Below are 16,264 nucleotides of genomic sequence, written 5' to 3'. Positions count from 1 at the left end.
GATTTGGCCGGAAATTGCCACGGGGCGGGCGCCAAGCCAAACGGTTGTTTTGGGGCCTTTCGGGGTTAATCGAGGTCGGGCAACCGCTGGATACCCTCGGTCGAAAGCTGCGCCAGCGCGTCGCTGACACGCCGTCCCGCAATGATACGGTCGGGCGCGATCTCGGCCAACGGCACCAGCACGAAAGCGCGCTCGAAAGCCCGCGGATGCGGCAGCGTCAGTTCCGGCTTGTCGAGCCTGACGTCATCATAGGCGATCAGGTCGAGATCGAGTGTACGCGGACCCCAGCGCGTCTCATGCGCGCGGTCACGGCCGAACTTCTTCTCGATCTTGTGCAGCGTGAACAGCAGCGCATGCGGATCGAGACTGGTTTCGATCTCGATGCAGGCATTGGTGAAAGGCGCCTGGTCTTCCTCGCCCCAGGGCGGGGTGGTGTAGTCGGAGGAACGCGCCAGCAGGGCGGCCTGCGTCATGCCGCAGATATTGGAGATGGCCTTGTTGAATGTCGCGCGGACGTCGCCGACATTGCCGCCGAGCGCGATCAGCACGTCCGCCATGTCAGGGCGATTGCCGCTTGCGCGTCAGCACCACGCCGACATCCTCGAAGATCGCGGCAATCGGCGCATGCGGCTTATGCACGGTGACCTTGACCGCGTCGACGCGCGCAAACGCCGCGAATATCGCGTCTGCAACGGCGCCGGCAGCGCGCTCCAGGAGCTTGTAATTGGTGTTCTTGAACGCCGCCGTCGCGGTGGCCACCACACTGGCATAGGATACGGTGTCCGACAGGTGATCGGTGCGCGAAGCTTCCGACAGATCAGCGGAAAGTTCGAGGTCGATGACAAAACGCTGCCCGACTTCAGTCTCGTGCTCCATCACGCCGTGGCGGGCATGGATGACGATGCCGGTGATGAAGATCGTATCGCTCATCCCTGTTCCCTGATTGCGGCGGTGACGCGCAGCGCCTGTACGGTTTCGGCGACGTCATGCGCCCGGATGATCCGCGCCCCGTTCTGGGCCGCCGACAGATGCGCGGCAATTGAGCCGCCGAGGCGCTGATGCGGCTCCGACGGCGTCACCGTGCTGATGAAGCGCTTGCGCGAGGCGCCGACCAATAGTGGAAGTCCGAACGACTGCAACTCGCCGAGCCGCGCCAGCGCGGTCATGCTCTGCTCGGGCGTCTTGCCGAAGCCGATGCCGGGATCGAGCACGATCTTGTCAGGCGAAATTCCGGCACGGGCAGCGATGTCGAGCGAGGCTGCAAAGAAATTGGAGATGTCCTGCATGATGTCTAGAGCAGGATCGGCACTCTCGCGGTTATGCATGATGATAACGGGTGTGCCGCGCTCGGCGACCAGTCCTGCCATGCCGGAATCGCGCTGCAGGCCCCAGACATCGTTGGCGACGGCGGCGCCCTGGTGGAGCGCCCAGGCGACGACGGCCGATTTCATGCTGTCGATCGACACCGGAATGCCGAGCGCGACGATTTCGGGCAGCACCGGCTGCAGCCGTTTCAATTCTTCTTCCGCCGAGATCGGTTCCGACCCGTAGGGCCGGGTGGATTCCGCGCCGATGTCGATGATGTCGGCGCCCTCGGCGACCATCCGCCGGGCCTGGGCCAGCGCGGGCTCGGGGGCGGCGAATTGCCCGCCGTCCGAGAATGAATCGGGCGTTACATTCAGTACGCCCATCACCGCCGGATAAGATCTGGACAACAGCGCAGGCAGCACCGGGTGACCGGCCGGACCGGTGGCGGCGGTGGGGCTGGGCTTGGCTGCGATCATGCGGTGGCTTTGCGCGGTCCGCGCCGCCGAGTCAAGGCGTGAGAGCCGAACCCCGCGGGCTGGTCTGACCGGCTTTTAGTAGCTGATCTTAGGCTGCAGCTTGCGCGCCTGTTCGATCAGTTGCTCGACCGATCTTTCGGAGGGCAGAACCCGGACCAGTTTGCGCTTGGTATTCACGTCTTTCATATTCTGGGCGAGCCGCGCCGGATTGCGGAGCGCGAGCTCACGCACGGTGGTGACGCCGGCCGCGCGCACCAGGCCGACCTTGGCCTTGCCCATCCCGGGGATACGCATGTAGTCGGAAAAATTCGCCCATTCGAGCAGTTGCTGCTCGCTGATGCCGGTCTTCGCCGCGAGCGCCTTGCGTCCCTTCACCGTGCGGGCAGCTTCCAGCAGCGCCTCGGTGGTGCGAATGCCCAACGATTTCAGTTTCGAGGCAGAGTAGGCGGTCAGGCCTTCGATCTCGGAAAGGGGATAAGTCATGATACTCGATGAAAAAAGAATGTGCTGAGGCCGAACGTGCTCACCAAATAGGTGCTATGCGAACTGGCTGAGGCCCGGCGTCCCTGAAATGATTTCGCCCATTTGATCCGCTCCGATTTTGTCGCGACCGAACCTGAAAAGTTCACGCGCCACGTTTTGAATCTCGCTCATGCTCAGACCGAGCGCCATCAGCTTGGTGCCGACCGCCATCAAGCCCCCGCCCATCAGCCGTGCGAAGCCGGCATTGCCGCTGGACGCCGCAATCGCAGCTTCGGCACCCGGAATTTGGTCGATCAGGGCCTGAACCTTGTCGGAGGGCCCCTCGTTACGGAGAAAACCCAGAACGATTCCGACGGTTTTTTCAGCGACAGCGCTATCGATGCCGGCCTTGGAGGCCAGCCGTCCTATCAGTTCGTCCATATTGCCCCGTCCCCAACCGGTTTTACCGGGTCGTCTACTTGTCGATTGATCTTGAGCGCCTGCGATCTGAAATACAAGCGATCCCCGCACATCAAGGCGATGTGGTTCTCGATTCGCGCGGCGAGTGTTGCAGCAATGCAAGAGTGAATGCCGGATTCATGCAGAGTTATTGCGCTGCGCCCTCGATTTTTCTGCCAAAGGTCGGAAAAAAGTATGAGGCACGGTCCTTTGGTGCGCTGCGACCGTGTCGCTGACGGTTTCAATCGGCGGACAGGATGCGATATGATGGTGTGACTTGACACCTAGAGCTTCCCGATGCGCGATGAGGCGATGTGATGGCGACCTCCGATAACAAGACCGCTGATACCGACGAGAAGATTTTCATCGGAAAGGGCGAACAGACGGCCTGGCTGGCGCTCGCGCTTGCCAATCGCCATGGCCTTGTCACCGGAGCGACCGGGACCGGCAAGACCGTGTCGCTGCAGGTGATGGCGGAAGGCTTTGCACGTGCCGGTGTTCCCGTGTTCGCAGCCGATATCAAGGGTGACCTGTCCGGTATCTCCGAAGTAGGCGAGGCCAAGGACTTCATCCTGAAGCGCGCCAAAGAGATGGGTCTCGATTTCCAGCCGGACCAATTCTCAACGGTGTTCTGGGACGTGTTCGGCGAGCAGGGCCATCCGGTTCGCGCCACGGTCACGGAGATGGGGCCGTTACTGCTGTCGCGGATGCTCGACCTGAACGACGTGCAGGAAGGCGTCCTTAATGTCGCATTCCGTGTGGCGGATGAAAACGGCATGCCGCTGCTCGACATGAAGGATCTGCGGTCGCTGTTGGATGCGATTGTTCCCAATGGCCGCAAGAAGGGCCCGGATGCCGAGGAAGATCCGTTTGCCGAGATCCGAAAGGTCGCGCAGGGCTACGGCAATGTCAGCAAGGCAACCGTCGGAACCATCCAACGCCAGCTTCTGGTGCTGGAAAACCAGGGCGGAATGAAATTCTTCGGCGAGCCGGCCTTGGCACTGAAGGATTTCATGAAGACCGACAGCGATGGTCGCGGGATGGTCAACATTTTGGTTGCCGACAAGCTTATGGAGAGCCCCAGGCTCTACGCCACCTTCCTGTTGTGGTTGCTGTCGGAACTGTTTGAGGAATTGCCGGAAGCCGGCGACTTGCTGAAGCCGAAACTGGTGTTCTTCTTCGACGAGGCGCATCTGTTGTTCAACGACGCGCCGAAGGCGCTGATGGACAAGATCGAGCAGGTGGTCCGCCTGATCCGCTCCAAGGGCGTCGGCGTCTACTTCGTCACACAGAATCCGATCGACGTGCCGGACAAGGTGCTGGCCCAATTGGGCGGTCGCGTGCAGCACGCGCTGCGCGCCTTCACGCCGCGCGACCAGAAGGCAGTGAAGGCGGCCGCGCAGACCTTTCGGCCCAACCCCAAGCTTGATACCGCCCGCGTCATCATGGAACTCGGCAAGGGCGAGGCGCTGGTGTCGTTCCTCGAAGGCGGCGGCACGCCGACCATGGTCGAGCGCGTGATGATACGGCCGCCGTCGGCACGGATCGGGCCGATCACGCCGGAAGAGCGCAAGGCGATCATGAACAAGAGCCCGGTCAAGGGCAAATACGACACCGCGGTCGATGCCGAATCCGCCTATGAGATGCTGCAGAAGCGCGTTGCCGGAACGGCGGCGCCTGCGGATGGCGTGGATGGCGGCGCTGGCGCCGGCGGCGGGTTTCTCGGACAGATCGGTTCGATTGTCGGCACGATCTTCGGCACCAACGTCAAGCGCGGCAGGATGTCGACCGGCCAGGTGATTGCGCGAGACGTTACGCGGTCGGTCACCAACAAGGTGGTCGGCGGCATTGTCGCCGATCTGGGCAAATCGGTCGGCGGATCGCTCGGCAGTTCGATCGGGCGTTCGCTGGTGCGCGGCGCGCTCGGCGGATTGCTGCGGCGGTAAAGCTACGGTCTCCCTCTGACCTTCGGAACGAGCGCGTGCTGAGATATCCGTCGCTACGAAGACCGCTCGATATCCTGTTTCTGGTCAGCTGCATCGCCTTGACCGCCACTGTCCTCGTCCCGGAAATCTGGGGCAACGGCAAAACCAAGGATTATCCGCTGTGGTTCTGGGCGGGGCAGCAGGTGTTGCAGGGCGGGAATCTCTACCCTGACAATCCCTCCACCTATTTCGAATTCATCTATCCGCCGCTATCGGCGGTGCTGCTCGCCATCCCGAGCTGGTTCGGCAAGATCCCGCTTTATCTCTGCCTGTCGTTCCTCAACATTGTCGCGTGGTGGATGACGGCGCAGTTCTCGCACGCGATGGCGGGATCGGGGCGCAAGCCCGGGCCCTGGCTGGAAGCGCTGCCGGGCTTAGTCACCTTCACCTTCGTGTTCGACATGTTCGACCTCGGCCAGCCGAACCTCGTGCTGCTGGCGCTGATGCTCTATGGATTCTGGCTGCTGCGCGATCACCGTGGCTGGATGGCGGGCAGCATGTTTGCGCTGGCCACCGCCATCAAGGTGTTTCCGGTGGCGGTGCTGCCTTATCTCGTGTGGCGAAGGCAATGGGCGGCGGCCGCGAGCATGCTGGTGTTCATCGGTGTGTTTCTGTTCGTGCTGCCGGCGCCGTTTCGCGGCTTCCAGCACAATGCCGCGGAGCTGAAGATCTGGTACCAGGGCATGGTGGGATCGAGCTCGGACAAGGGGTTCGGACAGCGCGAAGCGCAGAACTGGTCGTGGGTCAACCAATCGATCATCGCGATGACGCACCGGCTGACGCGGCCCGTCAACTACAACCAGCGCGAACCGTCCAAGCCCGTGCGGACGATGAATATCGCCAACGTCGATTTCAACACCGCGAACTGGCTAGTGCTGGCAGTTTCGCTCGGGATCGGGCTCGGTTATCTCGCGGTGATGCCGCCGGCGTCGCGCCGGACGGAGCGGTCGGATGCCGAGGAGCTTGGCATCCTGTTCTGTCTGATGACGGTCGCTTCGCCGTTAGCCCGCCAATATTACTTCCTGTGGCTGTTCTTTCCGATCACCGTGCTGGCCCATCGTGCCGCTTATGATCCAAGACCTGCGATCAAGACAGGCACGTGGATCTTGCTGGCCGTGGCGGGCGGCCTGCTGTTCCTGTCGCTTCCGCTGTTTCCGATCGACCTGCAGGCCTATGGCAATAATCTCGCTGCCACCATCCTGCTCGTGGCAGGGCTGGCCTGGCACATGCGCCATCCGCCTGCGGCGGATGCCGCCTTGCCTCAGGCGGTAGGCAAGCTACAACTTGATGCCAATAACAAGGCCCACAGCCAGGGATAATTCAGCCATGTCCAAGATCCAGCCGGTCCTCGACCACATCGACTCCGATTTCGACAACAGCCTCGAGCGGCTGTTTGCGCTGTTGCGGATCAAGTCGATCTCGGCCGATCCGGCCTTCGCAGGCGATTGCAAGGCGGCCGCCGATCATCTTGCGAAAGATATCGCGACGCTCGGCTTCAAGGCCGAGGTGAGGCCGACGGCGGGGCATCCCGCGATCGTCGCCAAGGCGAACGGTAGCACCGATGGTCGGCCGCACGTGCTGTTCTACGGGCATTATGATGTGCAGCCGGTCGATCCGCTCAATCTGTGGCACCGTCCGCCGTTCGAGCCCGTCGTCACCGATCACGCCGATGGCCGCAAGATTATCGTTGCGCGCGGGGCAGAGGACGACAAGGGGCAGTTGATGACCTTCGTCGAGGCCTGCCGCGCCTGGAAGAAGGTGACGGGGTCGCTGCCAGTCGATGTCACGATCCTGATCGAAGGCGAAGAAGAAGTTGGTTCGAAGAATTTCGTGCCGTTTATGGAGGCGATCAAGGATGAGTTGAAGGCCGACTTCGCCCTGGTCTGCGACACCGGCATGTGGGACCCGAACACGCCCGCCATCACAACCTCGCTGCGCGGCTTGATGTATGACGAGGTCACCATCAAGGCCGCCAACCGCGACCTGCATTCCGGTGTGTTCGGCGGTGGCGCGCGCAACCCGATCCGCGTGCTGACCAACATCCTCGGCGGCCTGTTTGACGACAACGGCCGCATCACCATTCCCGGCTTCTACGACGGCGTGAAGGATCTGCCGCCGGACATCCTGGCGCAGTGGAAGAACCTGAACCTCACGCCTGAGTCGTTCCTAAAGCCAATCGGCCTCTCGATCCCCGCCGGCGAAAAGGATCGCCTGCTGATCGAGCAAGTATCCTCGCGTCCGACCTGCGACATCAACGGCATCATCGGCGGCTATACCGGCGAGGGCTCGAAAACCGTGATCCCGGCGGAAGCTTCCGCAAAGATCTCCTTCCGTCTGGTCGAAGGCCAGGACCCGCAGAAGATCAAGAAGGCGTTCCGCGACTATGTCACCGCGCGGCTTCCGGGCGATTGCAAGGCCGTCTTCACCGAGCACTCCAGTGGGGCGGCCATCGCGCTCGACTGGAACATGAAGCCGCTGGCGGTTGCCAAGCGCGCGCTGACCGAGGAATGGGGCAAGGAGGCGCTGCTGGTCGGCTCCGGCGCCTCGATCCCGATCGTCGCCGATTTCAAGCGCACGCTCGGCCTCGACAGCCTGCTGATCGGCTTCGGTCTCGACGACGACAACATCCATTCGCCGAACGAGAAGTACGACCTCAAGAGCTTCCACAAAGGCATCCGCTCCTGGGCGCGGATTTTGGGAGCGTTGGCGGAGGCAAAGTAGGGCGCGAGACAGTGTAGGGTGGACAAAGGGCGCATTGCGCCGTGCTCACCATTCTTGCGGAGGCCGAGGTTGGTGGGCACGCGGAGCCTGTCATTGGGCGTTCGCGCGACCCGTTAGCTTTGCCCATCCTGCCGCGCTTGGCACCGTCATTGCGGCGACCGCCGTAGACCCGCACGGGTGCAGAATGTGGTGGTTCTAGGGCGGTCCAGGGTTATTGGTACTATTGCACGTCACCCTATTGAGGCGTTCAATCCCGCAGATGACCGTCTCGTCGTCCGATACGGACCAGCTCGATCTGCCGGCGGCAGACGATACTGTCAGCGACATGATCCGGATCCCGGCGGCACGCATGCCGAAGCGATCAATACCTCTAAAAACGTATCGGGTTTAGTTGCGTCGTGCGCGGGAGGATTGGCGATAGAAGCCGATAGCAGCCGATGACACCATATCAATCCTCGATCACAACCGGCGTGCCGCCGCGATTTTCAGACGAGGTGTTCGATGCGCGGCAGCCATCACTGCAACTGATCTACGACACTGCGCCGATCGGCCTTGCGTTCCTGTCGCCGGAGTGCCGCTACCTCCAGATCAACCAGCGCCTGACCGATATCTGCGGCATATCAGTCGAGGATCATCTTGGCCGCTATGTGCGGGATTGCGTACCGGCGCTGGCGGACGCGGTCGAAGGCATCGTGCAGTCGATCATGCGGACCGGCGATCCCGTTATCGGCGTCGAGGTGGCCGGCCAACGCGCCGACCAGACCGATGAGCGTTTCTGGGTCACCTATTGGCATCCGCATCGCAGCGCCGACGGTGAGATCGTCGGCGTCAATGTCGCCGCCGAGGAGATCACCGAGCGCAAGCGTGCCGAGGCCGCGCTGAGGGCCAGCGAACGCCAGTTCCGCACGCTGGCGGATTCGATTCCGCAACTGGTGTGGATGGCGCACGCCGACGGCGCGATCTACTGGCTAAACAGTCACTGGTACGAATACACGGGCCGGCCCGCTGGCGAGATCAACCCGCATGCCTGGCATATGGTGCTTGGCAATCGCTGGACCGAGGCATTGGCAACCGGCGCCGCCCTGGAGTCGGAGTTGTCGCTGCTCAGCAAGGACGGTGAGTATCGCCCGTTCCTGACGCGCGTCGTTCCGCTGCGCGATCCCCAGGGCGTGGTCTATGGCTGGATCGGCACGCATATCGACATCAGCGAGCGCAAGCGCAGCGAGCGGGAAGTGCAGAGGGCCAGGGATGCGGCCGAAGCCGCGTTGCAAAATCTGCGCGAGACCCAGAACTGGCTGATCGAGGCGGAAAAGCTTGCAGCGCTCGGCCGGCTGGTGGCGGGTGTCGCGCACGAAATCAACAATCCGCTCGGCACCAGTCTGACGGTCGCGTCCTCGCTGGAGCGCAAAAGCCGATTGTTTGCTGCGGAAACGGCGCAGGGAACGCTCAAGCGGTCGAGCCTCAACGAGTTTGTGGACGCAGTGCGCGACGGCTCTGCGCAGCTTCAGGAGAGCCTGAACCGCGCGGCCGGATTGATCCAGTCGTTCAAGCAGGTGGCGTCCGACCGCAACAATTCGGAGCTTCGGTCGTTCGACCTCGGCGATCTCACCGAGCAGGTCGCCACGGGCTTACGGCCGGCTCTGCCGAAGCACGGCGTGACGCTCAACGTCGAGTGCGAGCAGGGCCTTTCGATCAGCAGCTATCCCGGCTCCTACGGGCAGGTGCTGACCAACCTTTTCCTCAACTCGATCGCGCATGCGTTTCCGGACGGCCGGCAGGGAAATATTGCCATCAAGGTGAGCGCATGCGGCGACAATGATGTCGAAATCATCTTTAGCGACGACGGCTGCGGCATGAGCCCGGACGTCAGGCGGCAGGCGTTCGATCCGTTCTTTACCACCCGCCGCCACCAGGGCGGCACCGGCCTCGGCCTGCATATCGTCTACAGCGTGGTGACGGATCGCCTGGGCGGTCAGCTTCGCTTGAGCAGCGAACCCGGGGAGGGGACTGACGTAAGGATCATACTTCCAAGACAGATCCCGGACAGGACGTGAGCGTTACGCCCCGCCAGACCGCCGGCCCCAAATAAAAACGCTGCCCGGGATTGGGCAGCGTTTTGATTCCGGATGTGCAGAGGTATGTGGCCAAGAGTTTAGCGCATACGCGCGGTTCGTCCACCGGATATTTCCCGCGCCCTCACTCCACCGGGTAGGGGCCCTCGCCAAAGACGCGATCGTGATAACCCTTGCTGCCTATCTCGCGCGCGAGCGGACTACGGATGTCCTCGCCGGCCTTGAGCCGCGCAATCAGCGTGCGGAAATCGTGGCGCGGCTGCCAGCCGAGTTCGGCGCGCGCCCGGTCATTGACGTAAACGCGATCGATGCCTGGAATCATTGTCCAGCCGCGCCGTGCAAATTCGGCCTCATGGTCCGGAACGTAACGGCGGACCACGGGCGGCGCGTTGTTGCGCAGTTCCGCCGCGTCGTGACGCGCGAATGGCGTGGTGGCGCTGATGATGTATTTCGCGAAACCGACCGATGGCGCGCGAAGGGCCGCCAGCAGATGCGCGCTGACCACGTCTTCGATATCGACGCGGCGATAGAGGAACTCGTTGGTCTTGGCGTTGGCGTCGGTGTAGGCCTCGCGTACCGCGCGACTGTCGTCCTCCTCGGGAAAGAAACGCGAGGTGCGCAGCACGATGGCGCGAATCGAATGATTGCGCGCGAACAGCTGGCACAGGTCCTCCGCGGCCGCCTTGGTGGCGCCATAGATATTTTTCGGCACCGCCGCGACGTCTTCGGTTATCCATGCCGCCGGCTCGCCCGGCGGCGGCACCAGCGCTTCGCCGAACACGCTTGTGGTGCTGGTGTAGACAAACGCCGCGACGCCGGCTGCGGCGGCTTCTTCGAGCAGATTGAGCGTGCCTGAAATGTTGACGTCGACGAAGTCCTGACGGCCGTGCGTTGCCACATGCGGCTTGTGCAGCGTCGCGGCGTCAGCACGGTCGTGACGCCTTTCATGCAACGGCGCACGAAAGCCCGGTCGGTGATCGAGCCTACGTAATGGGTGAACGCGCCGGGCAGAACATCGATGCCAATCGTCTCGCGCCGCTCCGCCCGCAGCGTACGCACCAGCGCCTCGCCCAAATGGCCGGAACTGCCGGTCACCAGTACCGTCACGCTGCCAAAACCTTTCGCGCTAGCCCGGGCTCAAGTCTTGTAGCTCGGATCGATGCGATCGAGTTTGCGCAATAGCGGCGGCCACACCAGATTGGTCGAGCGCCGTTCCGCGAAATCGGCATTGCTGAACAGTCGCTCGTTCTTGTCGATCACGGCCTGTTCGACCGGATAGGCTGAAGGCCCCAGCATGCGGGTGCGCACCTGCATCGTGCAGGCGCGCTCCAGATGGTACATGCGCTCGAAGGCGGAAGCGACCGAACGGCCGACCGTCAGCGTGCCGTGATTGCGCAACAGCATATGGTTCTTGTTGCCCAAGTCCTTCTGCAGCCGCGGGCGTTCGTCGTGGTCCAGCGCCACGCCTTCGTAGTCGTGATAGGCGAGGTCGTGGGTGACGAACTGCGCCGTCTGGTTCATCGGCAGCAGGCCTTCCATGCAGCTTGCGACTGCCGTTCCGTCGGGCGTGTGCAGATGAAGCACGCAGCCGGCGTCCTCGCGCGCCTCGTGGATCGCCGAATGGATGGTGAAGCCGGCCGGGTTGATGCTGTATTCGCTCTCGCTGAGCTGGTTGCCGTGGAGATCGACCTTGACCAGGCTCGACGCGGTGATTTCCTCGAACATCAGGCCGTAAGGGTTGATCAGGAAGTGATGGTCGGGGCCCGGCACGCGCGCCGAGATGTGGGTGTCGACCAGATCATCCCAGCCATACAGCGCGACGAGGCGATAGCAGGCGGCGAGATTGACACGCTGGTTCCACTCGGCGTCAGTCATGCCGGAAGGAACTTGCTTCAAGCGAGCTTCGGCTGGCGACATGGCGCGCTTTCTCCGGAAAAATTGTTGATTTTCGAAAAGCGAGCCTAGCCCTGTGCCGATCGGGCAGCAAGGCGGACGTCCTGCGTGGCAGTCATGCTATCGCGGCTATGCGCCGTTACGGCGCCGGAATTGCCAGCAGGGTCGAGATGCCGCGGCCGCGGATATCGTAGACGCGCGCGAACACGACATCGTCACGCTTGATTTCCACCATGACGGGCGCGGTGAGGCCCTTGCAGTAGAACTCGCCGAGCGTCATCGCGAAGTCGGCGGACTGGCTGTCCCAGCCGATCGTGAAGTCGGGGCCGAGCGCCACCTGAGCCGGGCGCTGCGGGCCGCATACCGCGACCTTCCACTTCCGCCCCTGCGGCGGCGATTCCTGCCGCTCGACCAGCTCTTCGCGCAGGCCATCGGACGCCTGCTTTAGTGCCAGCCCCCAATAATCCAGCATGAACAGATTGTCGGCGCCGCGAACGGTACCGACGAGGTGATTGAAATGCGTATACTCGTACGGATGCAGGCGGATCATCTCGCTGAGCGGCAACAGCAGGCCGAACGAGAACACCGCCAGCGCGGCGGGTTGCCAGCGGCGGTGATTGACCTTGAGCCAGTTCATGCCCCAGGCGAACGATACGCCGGCGAGCACCGCCATCGGCGGGATGACGAAGACGAAATGCCGGATGCCGTTGTAGAGCGCCGGCCGCTTCACCATCGCGATCACCAGCGGCAGGGTGGCCGCCATCGTCAGCATCAGGAACATGGTCTTGCGGCGCGCCGAGACGTCGGTGCGCGACAGCGACATGAAGGTGCCGACGACACCGGCGAACAGAAGCGCGAGCAATATTTCGGGAAGCTGCAGCGCGAACAGCGTCGGCAGGTAGGACCACGGCATATCAGGCACCGAGACCAGCGCGCCGTCGAACATTTCCTTCCAGGGCTTTTCGAAGAAGTGCGAGAAATAGGTCAGCGCCTTGAAGGGATGGTCCGCCTCCATGATCGCCCACGGCCACACCAGGCCCATGATCAGGTATCCGAGCACGAGGCCGGGCAGCAGCACGTACACGACATGGGCAAAGCGGCGCATCGCTTCGCGCGAGCCTTGCGTGCGAACGTCATCGATCAGCAGCGGCACGAAGCCTACCATCGCGTAGACCAAAGCCAGCCCGCCGAGAATCCGGCAGCCGATGGAAAGGCCGGCGCCAAGGCCGATGATCAGGATGGTTCGCGGCGAGGGGGCAGGATATTCCTCGGCGAGGCGCACCAGCCCCAGGATCAGGATCACCATCGAGACGGCAAACGGCGCGTCTTTCGGGTTCATGAACATGTGCCCGTAGAATGTCGGGCACAGCGCCAGCAGCAGCAGCGTCGCGAGCCCGGCAAGCGGGCCGCCGACGCGCCGCGCCAGCCGCCAGGTCACGGCAAGGCCGATCAGGCCGACGACGGCGCCAAGCAGGCGGCGCGTTTCAAACAGTTCGAGCGGAATGACCTTGTGCAGCAGGGCTGCCGCCATGTCGAAGCCGCCGCCATACATGTAGAGATTGGCGAACGACAGCGCGCCGGTGTCCTTGAAGCCGGAACCGTACATCCGCAACAGCAGGTCGGCATATTCGGCGTGCGTGTAGTCGTCCCAGCCCAATCCGTAGTCACGGAAGGTCAGACCCGCGACAATGGTGACCACCGCCAGCACCAAGATGGCAAGGTCGTCGCAGGTCCGCTCCACCGAGCGCCGCGTAGGCGTATCGAGGGCAGAAGTCGTGATGGCTGACATGGCGATTGGTAACCCAGCGTCCCCTATGGCCCAGCTTGGATATTCTTGAGCCTCATTCCCCGGGTACCCATATAGCGCAGTTCCATTTCCAAGTAATTGGGAATTGTGGCCTAAATCCCTGATGCAATGCAACAAAAGGGCAGTAATTGGTAGGCGGTAAAACTACGGCCGGCGGGCTGAACGGTACCTGAATGGCAAGAATCGTCCGTGACCGGATTCCTGCCTTCGAACGGCGCAAATTACGGGAACCCTCGGCGCAATTGGCGGTTGGCGGTGCACACAATATGACGGTATCGTGGCGTGGGGCGGCTGGCGAGCGTTTCGGGCGCGGCTGAGGGGTTAGTTCAATGGTGTTTGTTCTGTTGGTCGCCGGGATCGGCCTCGTTTTGGCGGGCCTGCTGGCGATCGGCTTCGGGATCCCGATCAAGGAATTCAGTACCGGCAACACGCTGATCATCGCCGGCGCGATCGGCGTTTGCTCCGGCGCGATCGTGCTCGCTTTCTGGATGACGGTCCGGGAGTTGAAGAACATCGCGCGGCGGCTCGGCACTGGCGTCCTTGAAGCGCGCGGCGAGGCCACGGTGCGGCCGGTTCCCGTCGCCGCGACGCGAGATTCCGCCTCCGCCGCTGGCGGCTTCCCGGCCGCTGAGCAACCCGGCGGTTCCGGATCATTCCCGCCGGCGGCGCCTCCGCCTTTCCCTCCAGCGTCACCGCCGCCGTGGCAGAACGAGGCTGTGCTGCGGGATCACCCGATCCCGGAACCGATGCACCCCGAACCGTCGGCGCCGAAGTCGAAGCGCAATTTGCTGTTTTCCTCGACATCGCGAAAGGAGCGCGAGCGCACCCAGGCGCGGGGCGGCGAACCGCTGCTGCCGGACCCGTTGTCGTCAGACCTTCGCTCCAGGCCGCCCACCGTGCCGCCGGTCGAAACCGCCGAACCGCAGCCGGCATCGTTCGAAGATACCTGGCCGAGGGCGGAACGCGCAAATCGCAGTGAAAGCCCGCTGCAGCGGCGCGGCCGTACGCCCCCAACGCTCGCGGAACCCAATGGCGGTCCGGCGCCGCGCCCCGAGGATCATCAACCGGACGTGACGGTGCTTAAATCGGGCGTTGTCGACGGCATGGCCTATTCGCTCTATTCCGATGGCTCGATCGAGGCTCAGATGCCCGAAGGAATGATGCGCTTCGCCTCGATCGATGAACTGCGCGCGCATCTCGATCAGCGGCCCTAGCGCTGGCAATACTTGCCGCGAAGCCCGCTCTGGAAAATAAAGCGCCGCCGTTCTTGTCAGTTTCCCGGCACTTCGTTCATATTCGCCAAGTCGTATGAGATTCCGCTGATGTATAGGCGTGGTTGGATACTGTCCGAACCGTATCGCCGACAGATGCATTCCCAAAAGGTTTGACACATGACCGATTCCGCCGGCAAGACGCCCGTCGAACTGACCGCCAATATCGTATCGGCCTATCTCAGCAACAATCCGACCCAGGCCTCTGAAATCCCGAACCTGATCAGCCAGGTCCATGCCGCGCTGATGCGGGTATCGAGCGGCCGCCCCGAGACGCCGCTCGAGCCGGCCAAGCCGGCCGTGTCGGTGAAGAAGTCGATGACCCCGGAATATCTGGTCTGCCTCGAGGACGGCAAGCGCTTCAAGTCGCTGAAGCGCCATCTGCGCACGCAGTACAACATGACGCCGGAGCAATACCGCGACAAATGGGGCCTGCCGTTGGATTACCCGATGGTGGCGCCGAACTACGCAGTGGCGCGTTCACAGCTCGCCAAGAAGATGGGCCTCGGGCAGCAGGCGCGGAAGCGGAAGTAGACTCCGTCATTGCCTGCGACAAACGCGAAGCGTTTGCGCAAGCAATGACGGAGTGTCTAGGAAGCCGTGGCCAGCGCCTCGCGCGCGTCGGAGCGGATACGCTCGACCATGGAGCGCAGGCCGTTCGAACGTTGCGGCGTCAGGTGATCGCGGAATCCGAATTCGTCGAATACGGCAAGCGCATCCGTTGTCAGGATCTGTTGCGGCGTGCGCCCGGAATAAAGCGTCAGCAGGATCGCGATCAGGCCGCGCACGATGTGGGCGTCGCTATCGCCCAAATATTTCAGCCGCGGTTCGCCGTTGCCGCTGCGGTCGATCTGCCGGGACAGCCAAACCTGGCTGACGCAGCCGTTCACCTTGTTCTCGGCGGAATGCTCGGCCTCCGGCATCGGATCAAGCATGCGGCCGAGCTCGATGACGTACCGGTAGCGGTCGTCCCATTCCTCCAGCAGCTCGAAATTGTCCCTGATCTCGTCGATCGTCATCGTGGCCCGCGTCCGTTTCCTTAAAGTCCTATATAGGATGCGGATCGCGCGAAAGCGACGGAAATGGAACCAGTTCCGCAGGCTATTTTGAGGCCAGCGGCGTCCGCGGCAGCCGCCATTCGATCGCCATGTCGTCTTCCGTCAGCGCCTCCGTGGGCGGCACGGCCGCGGCCACGGCGTCGTCGGCCGTGTCGATCGAACTGGTATGGTCGGGCTTCTTGTCCGGGACGCTGGGATGGTCGGGCTTGGTGATGATCTTGTACAACTGGCGGGCGCCATCCTGGGCGCGCTGGCCGATCGCCGTCGCCGCCTGACCGCCGACTTCGCAAGCCGCCGGCTGGCGCTTGCAGAACTGGCCCATGTCGGAGGCGGCGGCGGTCGCAGCCGATATGGCTTCGGAAGCGCCGATCTGCGGCGCCTTGTCCGATTCAGGCGTCTTTTCCCTGGGCAACAGCACGAGCACCAGCCCGAGCCAGAATGCCATGCGAAGCAGAAAAAACATCTCGCGACCCCGGTCGTCTCTTATGGTTGTGTTGCGGTTAAACCGCAGCTTTGTTCCTGACTAACAGCCGTCGATAAATCGGAAGTATTTCTATTGAGGTAAAGTCGCCAAAAATTGGCTGAAAATTGCAATGATTCGATTCGGCGTAAATTTTCGATTGATGACCACTATCGCGCGAGAAACGCGCGCCGTTCGCGCATCCACCATTTCGAAACCATAGATCGATCGCGCTTGTAACCTGTCGTTCACCATCCGGGTCGAATGAGCGTCGTGCGAGGCGTGAAACGCC

The 16,264-nt window shown here is 62.7% G+C and carries 15 protein-coding genes and 1 pseudogene; 6 read left to right on the top strand and 10 right to left on the bottom strand.

Annotated elements, in window-relative coordinates:
• Window positions 1-65: 65 nt before the first annotated feature.
• The 5 genes from folK to IVB22_RS30390 all read right to left on the bottom strand — a co-directional run bounded on the left by folK (window position 66) and on the right by IVB22_RS30390 (window position 2,687).
• Complete coding sequence (gene folK / locus IVB22_RS30410; protein ID WP_247520839.1) at window positions 66-557, bottom strand: 2-amino-4-hydroxy-6-hydroxymethyldihydropteridine diphosphokinase; 492 nt, start codon at window positions 555-557, stop codon at window positions 66-68.
• A 1-nt stretch (window position 558) separates the two neighbouring features.
• Complete coding sequence (folB, locus tag IVB22_RS30405) at window positions 559-930, bottom strand: dihydroneopterin aldolase (protein WP_247520838.1); 372 nt, start codon at window positions 928-930, stop codon at window positions 559-561.
• A complete protein-coding gene (gene folP, locus IVB22_RS30400; protein ID WP_247520837.1) occupies window positions 927-1,784 on the bottom strand; it encodes a dihydropteroate synthase in 858 nt (285 codons plus the stop codon). The genes folB and folP overlap by 4 nt, the downstream gene beginning before the upstream one ends.
• 75 nt (window positions 1,785-1,859) lie before the next feature.
• Window positions 1,860-2,267, bottom strand: a complete 408-nt coding sequence (locus IVB22_RS30395; protein ID WP_247520836.1) for a DUF4332 domain-containing protein — start codon at window positions 2,265-2,267, stop codon at window positions 1,860-1,862.
• Window positions 2,268-2,321: 54 nt separating this feature from the next.
• Entirely contained in the window at window positions 2,322-2,687 is a 366-nt protein-coding gene (locus IVB22_RS30390; protein ID WP_247520835.1) for a DUF2267 domain-containing protein, read from the bottom strand.
• A gap of 335 nt (window positions 2,688-3,022) precedes the next feature.
• Here IVB22_RS30390 and IVB22_RS30385 point away from each other — a divergent pair, with 335 nt between their 5' ends.
• From IVB22_RS30385 to IVB22_RS30370, 4 genes are all read left to right on the top strand, one after another.
• Entirely contained in the window at window positions 3,023-4,651 is a 1,629-nt protein-coding gene (locus IVB22_RS30385) for a helicase HerA-like domain-containing protein (protein ID WP_247520834.1), read from the top strand.
• A gap of 35 nt (window positions 4,652-4,686) precedes the next feature.
• A complete protein-coding gene (locus tag IVB22_RS30380; protein WP_247520833.1) occupies window positions 4,687-6,009 on the top strand; it encodes a glycosyltransferase family 87 protein in 1,323 nt (440 codons plus the stop codon).
• Between the two features lie 7 nt (window positions 6,010-6,016).
• Window positions 6,017-7,411 carry a M20/M25/M40 family metallo-hydrolase gene (locus tag IVB22_RS30375; RefSeq protein WP_247520832.1) on the top strand — a complete coding sequence of 465 codons (1,395 nt, stop codon included), beginning with the start codon at window positions 6,017-6,019 and terminating at the stop codon, window positions 7,409-7,411.
• A gap of 437 nt (window positions 7,412-7,848) precedes the next feature.
• Window positions 7,849-9,465: a PAS domain-containing sensor histidine kinase gene (locus IVB22_RS30370; RefSeq protein WP_247520831.1), complete on the top strand. Its 1,617-nt coding sequence runs from the start codon at window positions 7,849-7,851 to the stop codon at window positions 9,463-9,465.
• A gap of 142 nt (window positions 9,466-9,607) precedes the next feature.
• Here the strand turns inward: IVB22_RS30370 and IVB22_RS30365 are convergent.
• From IVB22_RS30365 to IVB22_RS30355, 3 genes and pseudogenes are all read right to left on the bottom strand, one after another.
• Window positions 9,608-10,590, bottom strand: a pseudogene (locus tag IVB22_RS30365) (NAD-dependent epimerase/dehydratase family protein).
• 30 nt (window positions 10,591-10,620) lie between these two features.
• Complete coding sequence (locus IVB22_RS30360; protein WP_247520830.1) at window positions 10,621-11,400, bottom strand: class II aldolase/adducin family protein; 780 nt, start codon at window positions 11,398-11,400, stop codon at window positions 10,621-10,623.
• A 115-nt stretch (window positions 11,401-11,515) separates the two neighbouring features.
• Window positions 11,516-13,165, bottom strand: a complete 1,650-nt coding sequence (locus IVB22_RS30355; protein WP_247520829.1) for a glycosyltransferase family 39 protein — start codon at window positions 13,163-13,165, stop codon at window positions 11,516-11,518.
• Between the two features lie 347 nt (window positions 13,166-13,512).
• On the opposite strand from IVB22_RS30355, the gene IVB22_RS30350 reads away from it, so the two are divergent.
• Window positions 13,513-14,397, top strand: coding sequence for a DUF308 domain-containing protein (locus IVB22_RS30350; protein WP_247520828.1), 885 nt, complete (start codon window positions 13,513-13,515; stop codon window positions 14,395-14,397).
• Between the two features lie 177 nt (window positions 14,398-14,574).
• On the top strand, window positions 14,575-14,988 hold the full coding sequence (locus IVB22_RS30345; RefSeq protein ID WP_247520827.1) for a MucR family transcriptional regulator: 414 nt from the start codon (window positions 14,575-14,577) through the stop codon (window positions 14,986-14,988).
• A 56-nt stretch (window positions 14,989-15,044) separates the two neighbouring features.
• Here IVB22_RS30345 and IVB22_RS30340 read toward each other — a convergent pair whose 3' ends face one another.
• Window positions 15,045-15,473, bottom strand: a complete 429-nt coding sequence (locus tag IVB22_RS30340; protein ID WP_247520826.1) for a SufE family protein — start codon at window positions 15,471-15,473, stop codon at window positions 15,045-15,047.
• An 82-nt stretch (window positions 15,474-15,555) separates the two neighbouring features.
• Complete coding sequence (locus IVB22_RS30335; protein WP_247520825.1) at window positions 15,556-15,975, bottom strand: DUF5330 domain-containing protein; 420 nt, start codon at window positions 15,973-15,975, stop codon at window positions 15,556-15,558.
• Window positions 15,976-16,264: the final 289 nt, after the last annotated feature.

The sequence above is a fragment of the Bradyrhizobium sp. 190 genome, from assembly GCF_023073415.1.
GTDB lineage: Bacteria > Pseudomonadota > Alphaproteobacteria > Rhizobiales > Xanthobacteraceae > Bradyrhizobium.
Note: the sequence above shows the minus strand (reverse complement) of the source record. Positions and strands in the feature narration are given on the sequence as shown.

Coding starts and splice junctions, on each gene's coding strand:
- folK (WP_247520839.1), bottom strand. CDS start 557: ATGGCGGACGTGCTGATCGCGCTCGGCGGCAATGTCGGCGACGTCCGC.
- folB (WP_247520838.1), bottom strand. CDS start 930: ATGAGCGATACGATCTTCATCACCGGCATCGTCATCCATGCCCGCCAC.
- folP (WP_247520837.1), bottom strand. CDS start 1,784: ATGATCGCAGCCAAGCCCAGCCCCACCGCCGCCACCGGTCCGGCCGGT.
- IVB22_RS30395 (WP_247520836.1), bottom strand. CDS start 2,267: ATGACTTATCCCCTTTCCGAGATCGAAGGCCTGACCGCCTACTCTGCC.
- IVB22_RS30390 (WP_247520835.1), bottom strand. CDS start 2,687: ATGGACGAACTGATAGGACGGCTGGCCTCCAAGGCCGGCATCGATAGC.
- IVB22_RS30385 (WP_247520834.1), top strand. CDS start 3,023: ATGGCGACCTCCGATAACAAGACCGCTGATACCGACGAGAAGATTTTC.
- IVB22_RS30375 (WP_247520832.1), top strand. CDS start 6,017: ATGTCCAAGATCCAGCCGGTCCTCGACCACATCGACTCCGATTTCGAC.
- IVB22_RS30370 (WP_247520831.1), top strand. CDS start 7,849: ATGACACCATATCAATCCTCGATCACAACCGGCGTGCCGCCGCGATTT.
- IVB22_RS30360 (WP_247520830.1), bottom strand. CDS start 11,400: ATGTCGCCAGCCGAAGCTCGCTTGAAGCAAGTTCCTTCCGGCATGACT.
- IVB22_RS30355 (WP_247520829.1), bottom strand. CDS start 13,165: ATGTCAGCCATCACGACTTCTGCCCTCGATACGCCTACGCGGCGCTCG.
- IVB22_RS30350 (WP_247520828.1), top strand. CDS start 13,513: ATGGTGTTTGTTCTGTTGGTCGCCGGGATCGGCCTCGTTTTGGCGGGC.
- IVB22_RS30345 (WP_247520827.1), top strand. CDS start 14,575: ATGACCGATTCCGCCGGCAAGACGCCCGTCGAACTGACCGCCAATATC.
- IVB22_RS30340 (WP_247520826.1), bottom strand. CDS start 15,473: ATGACGATCGACGAGATCAGGGACAATTTCGAGCTGCTGGAGGAATGG.
- IVB22_RS30335 (WP_247520825.1), bottom strand. CDS start 15,975: ATGTTTTTTCTGCTTCGCATGGCATTCTGGCTCGGGCTGGTGCTCGTG.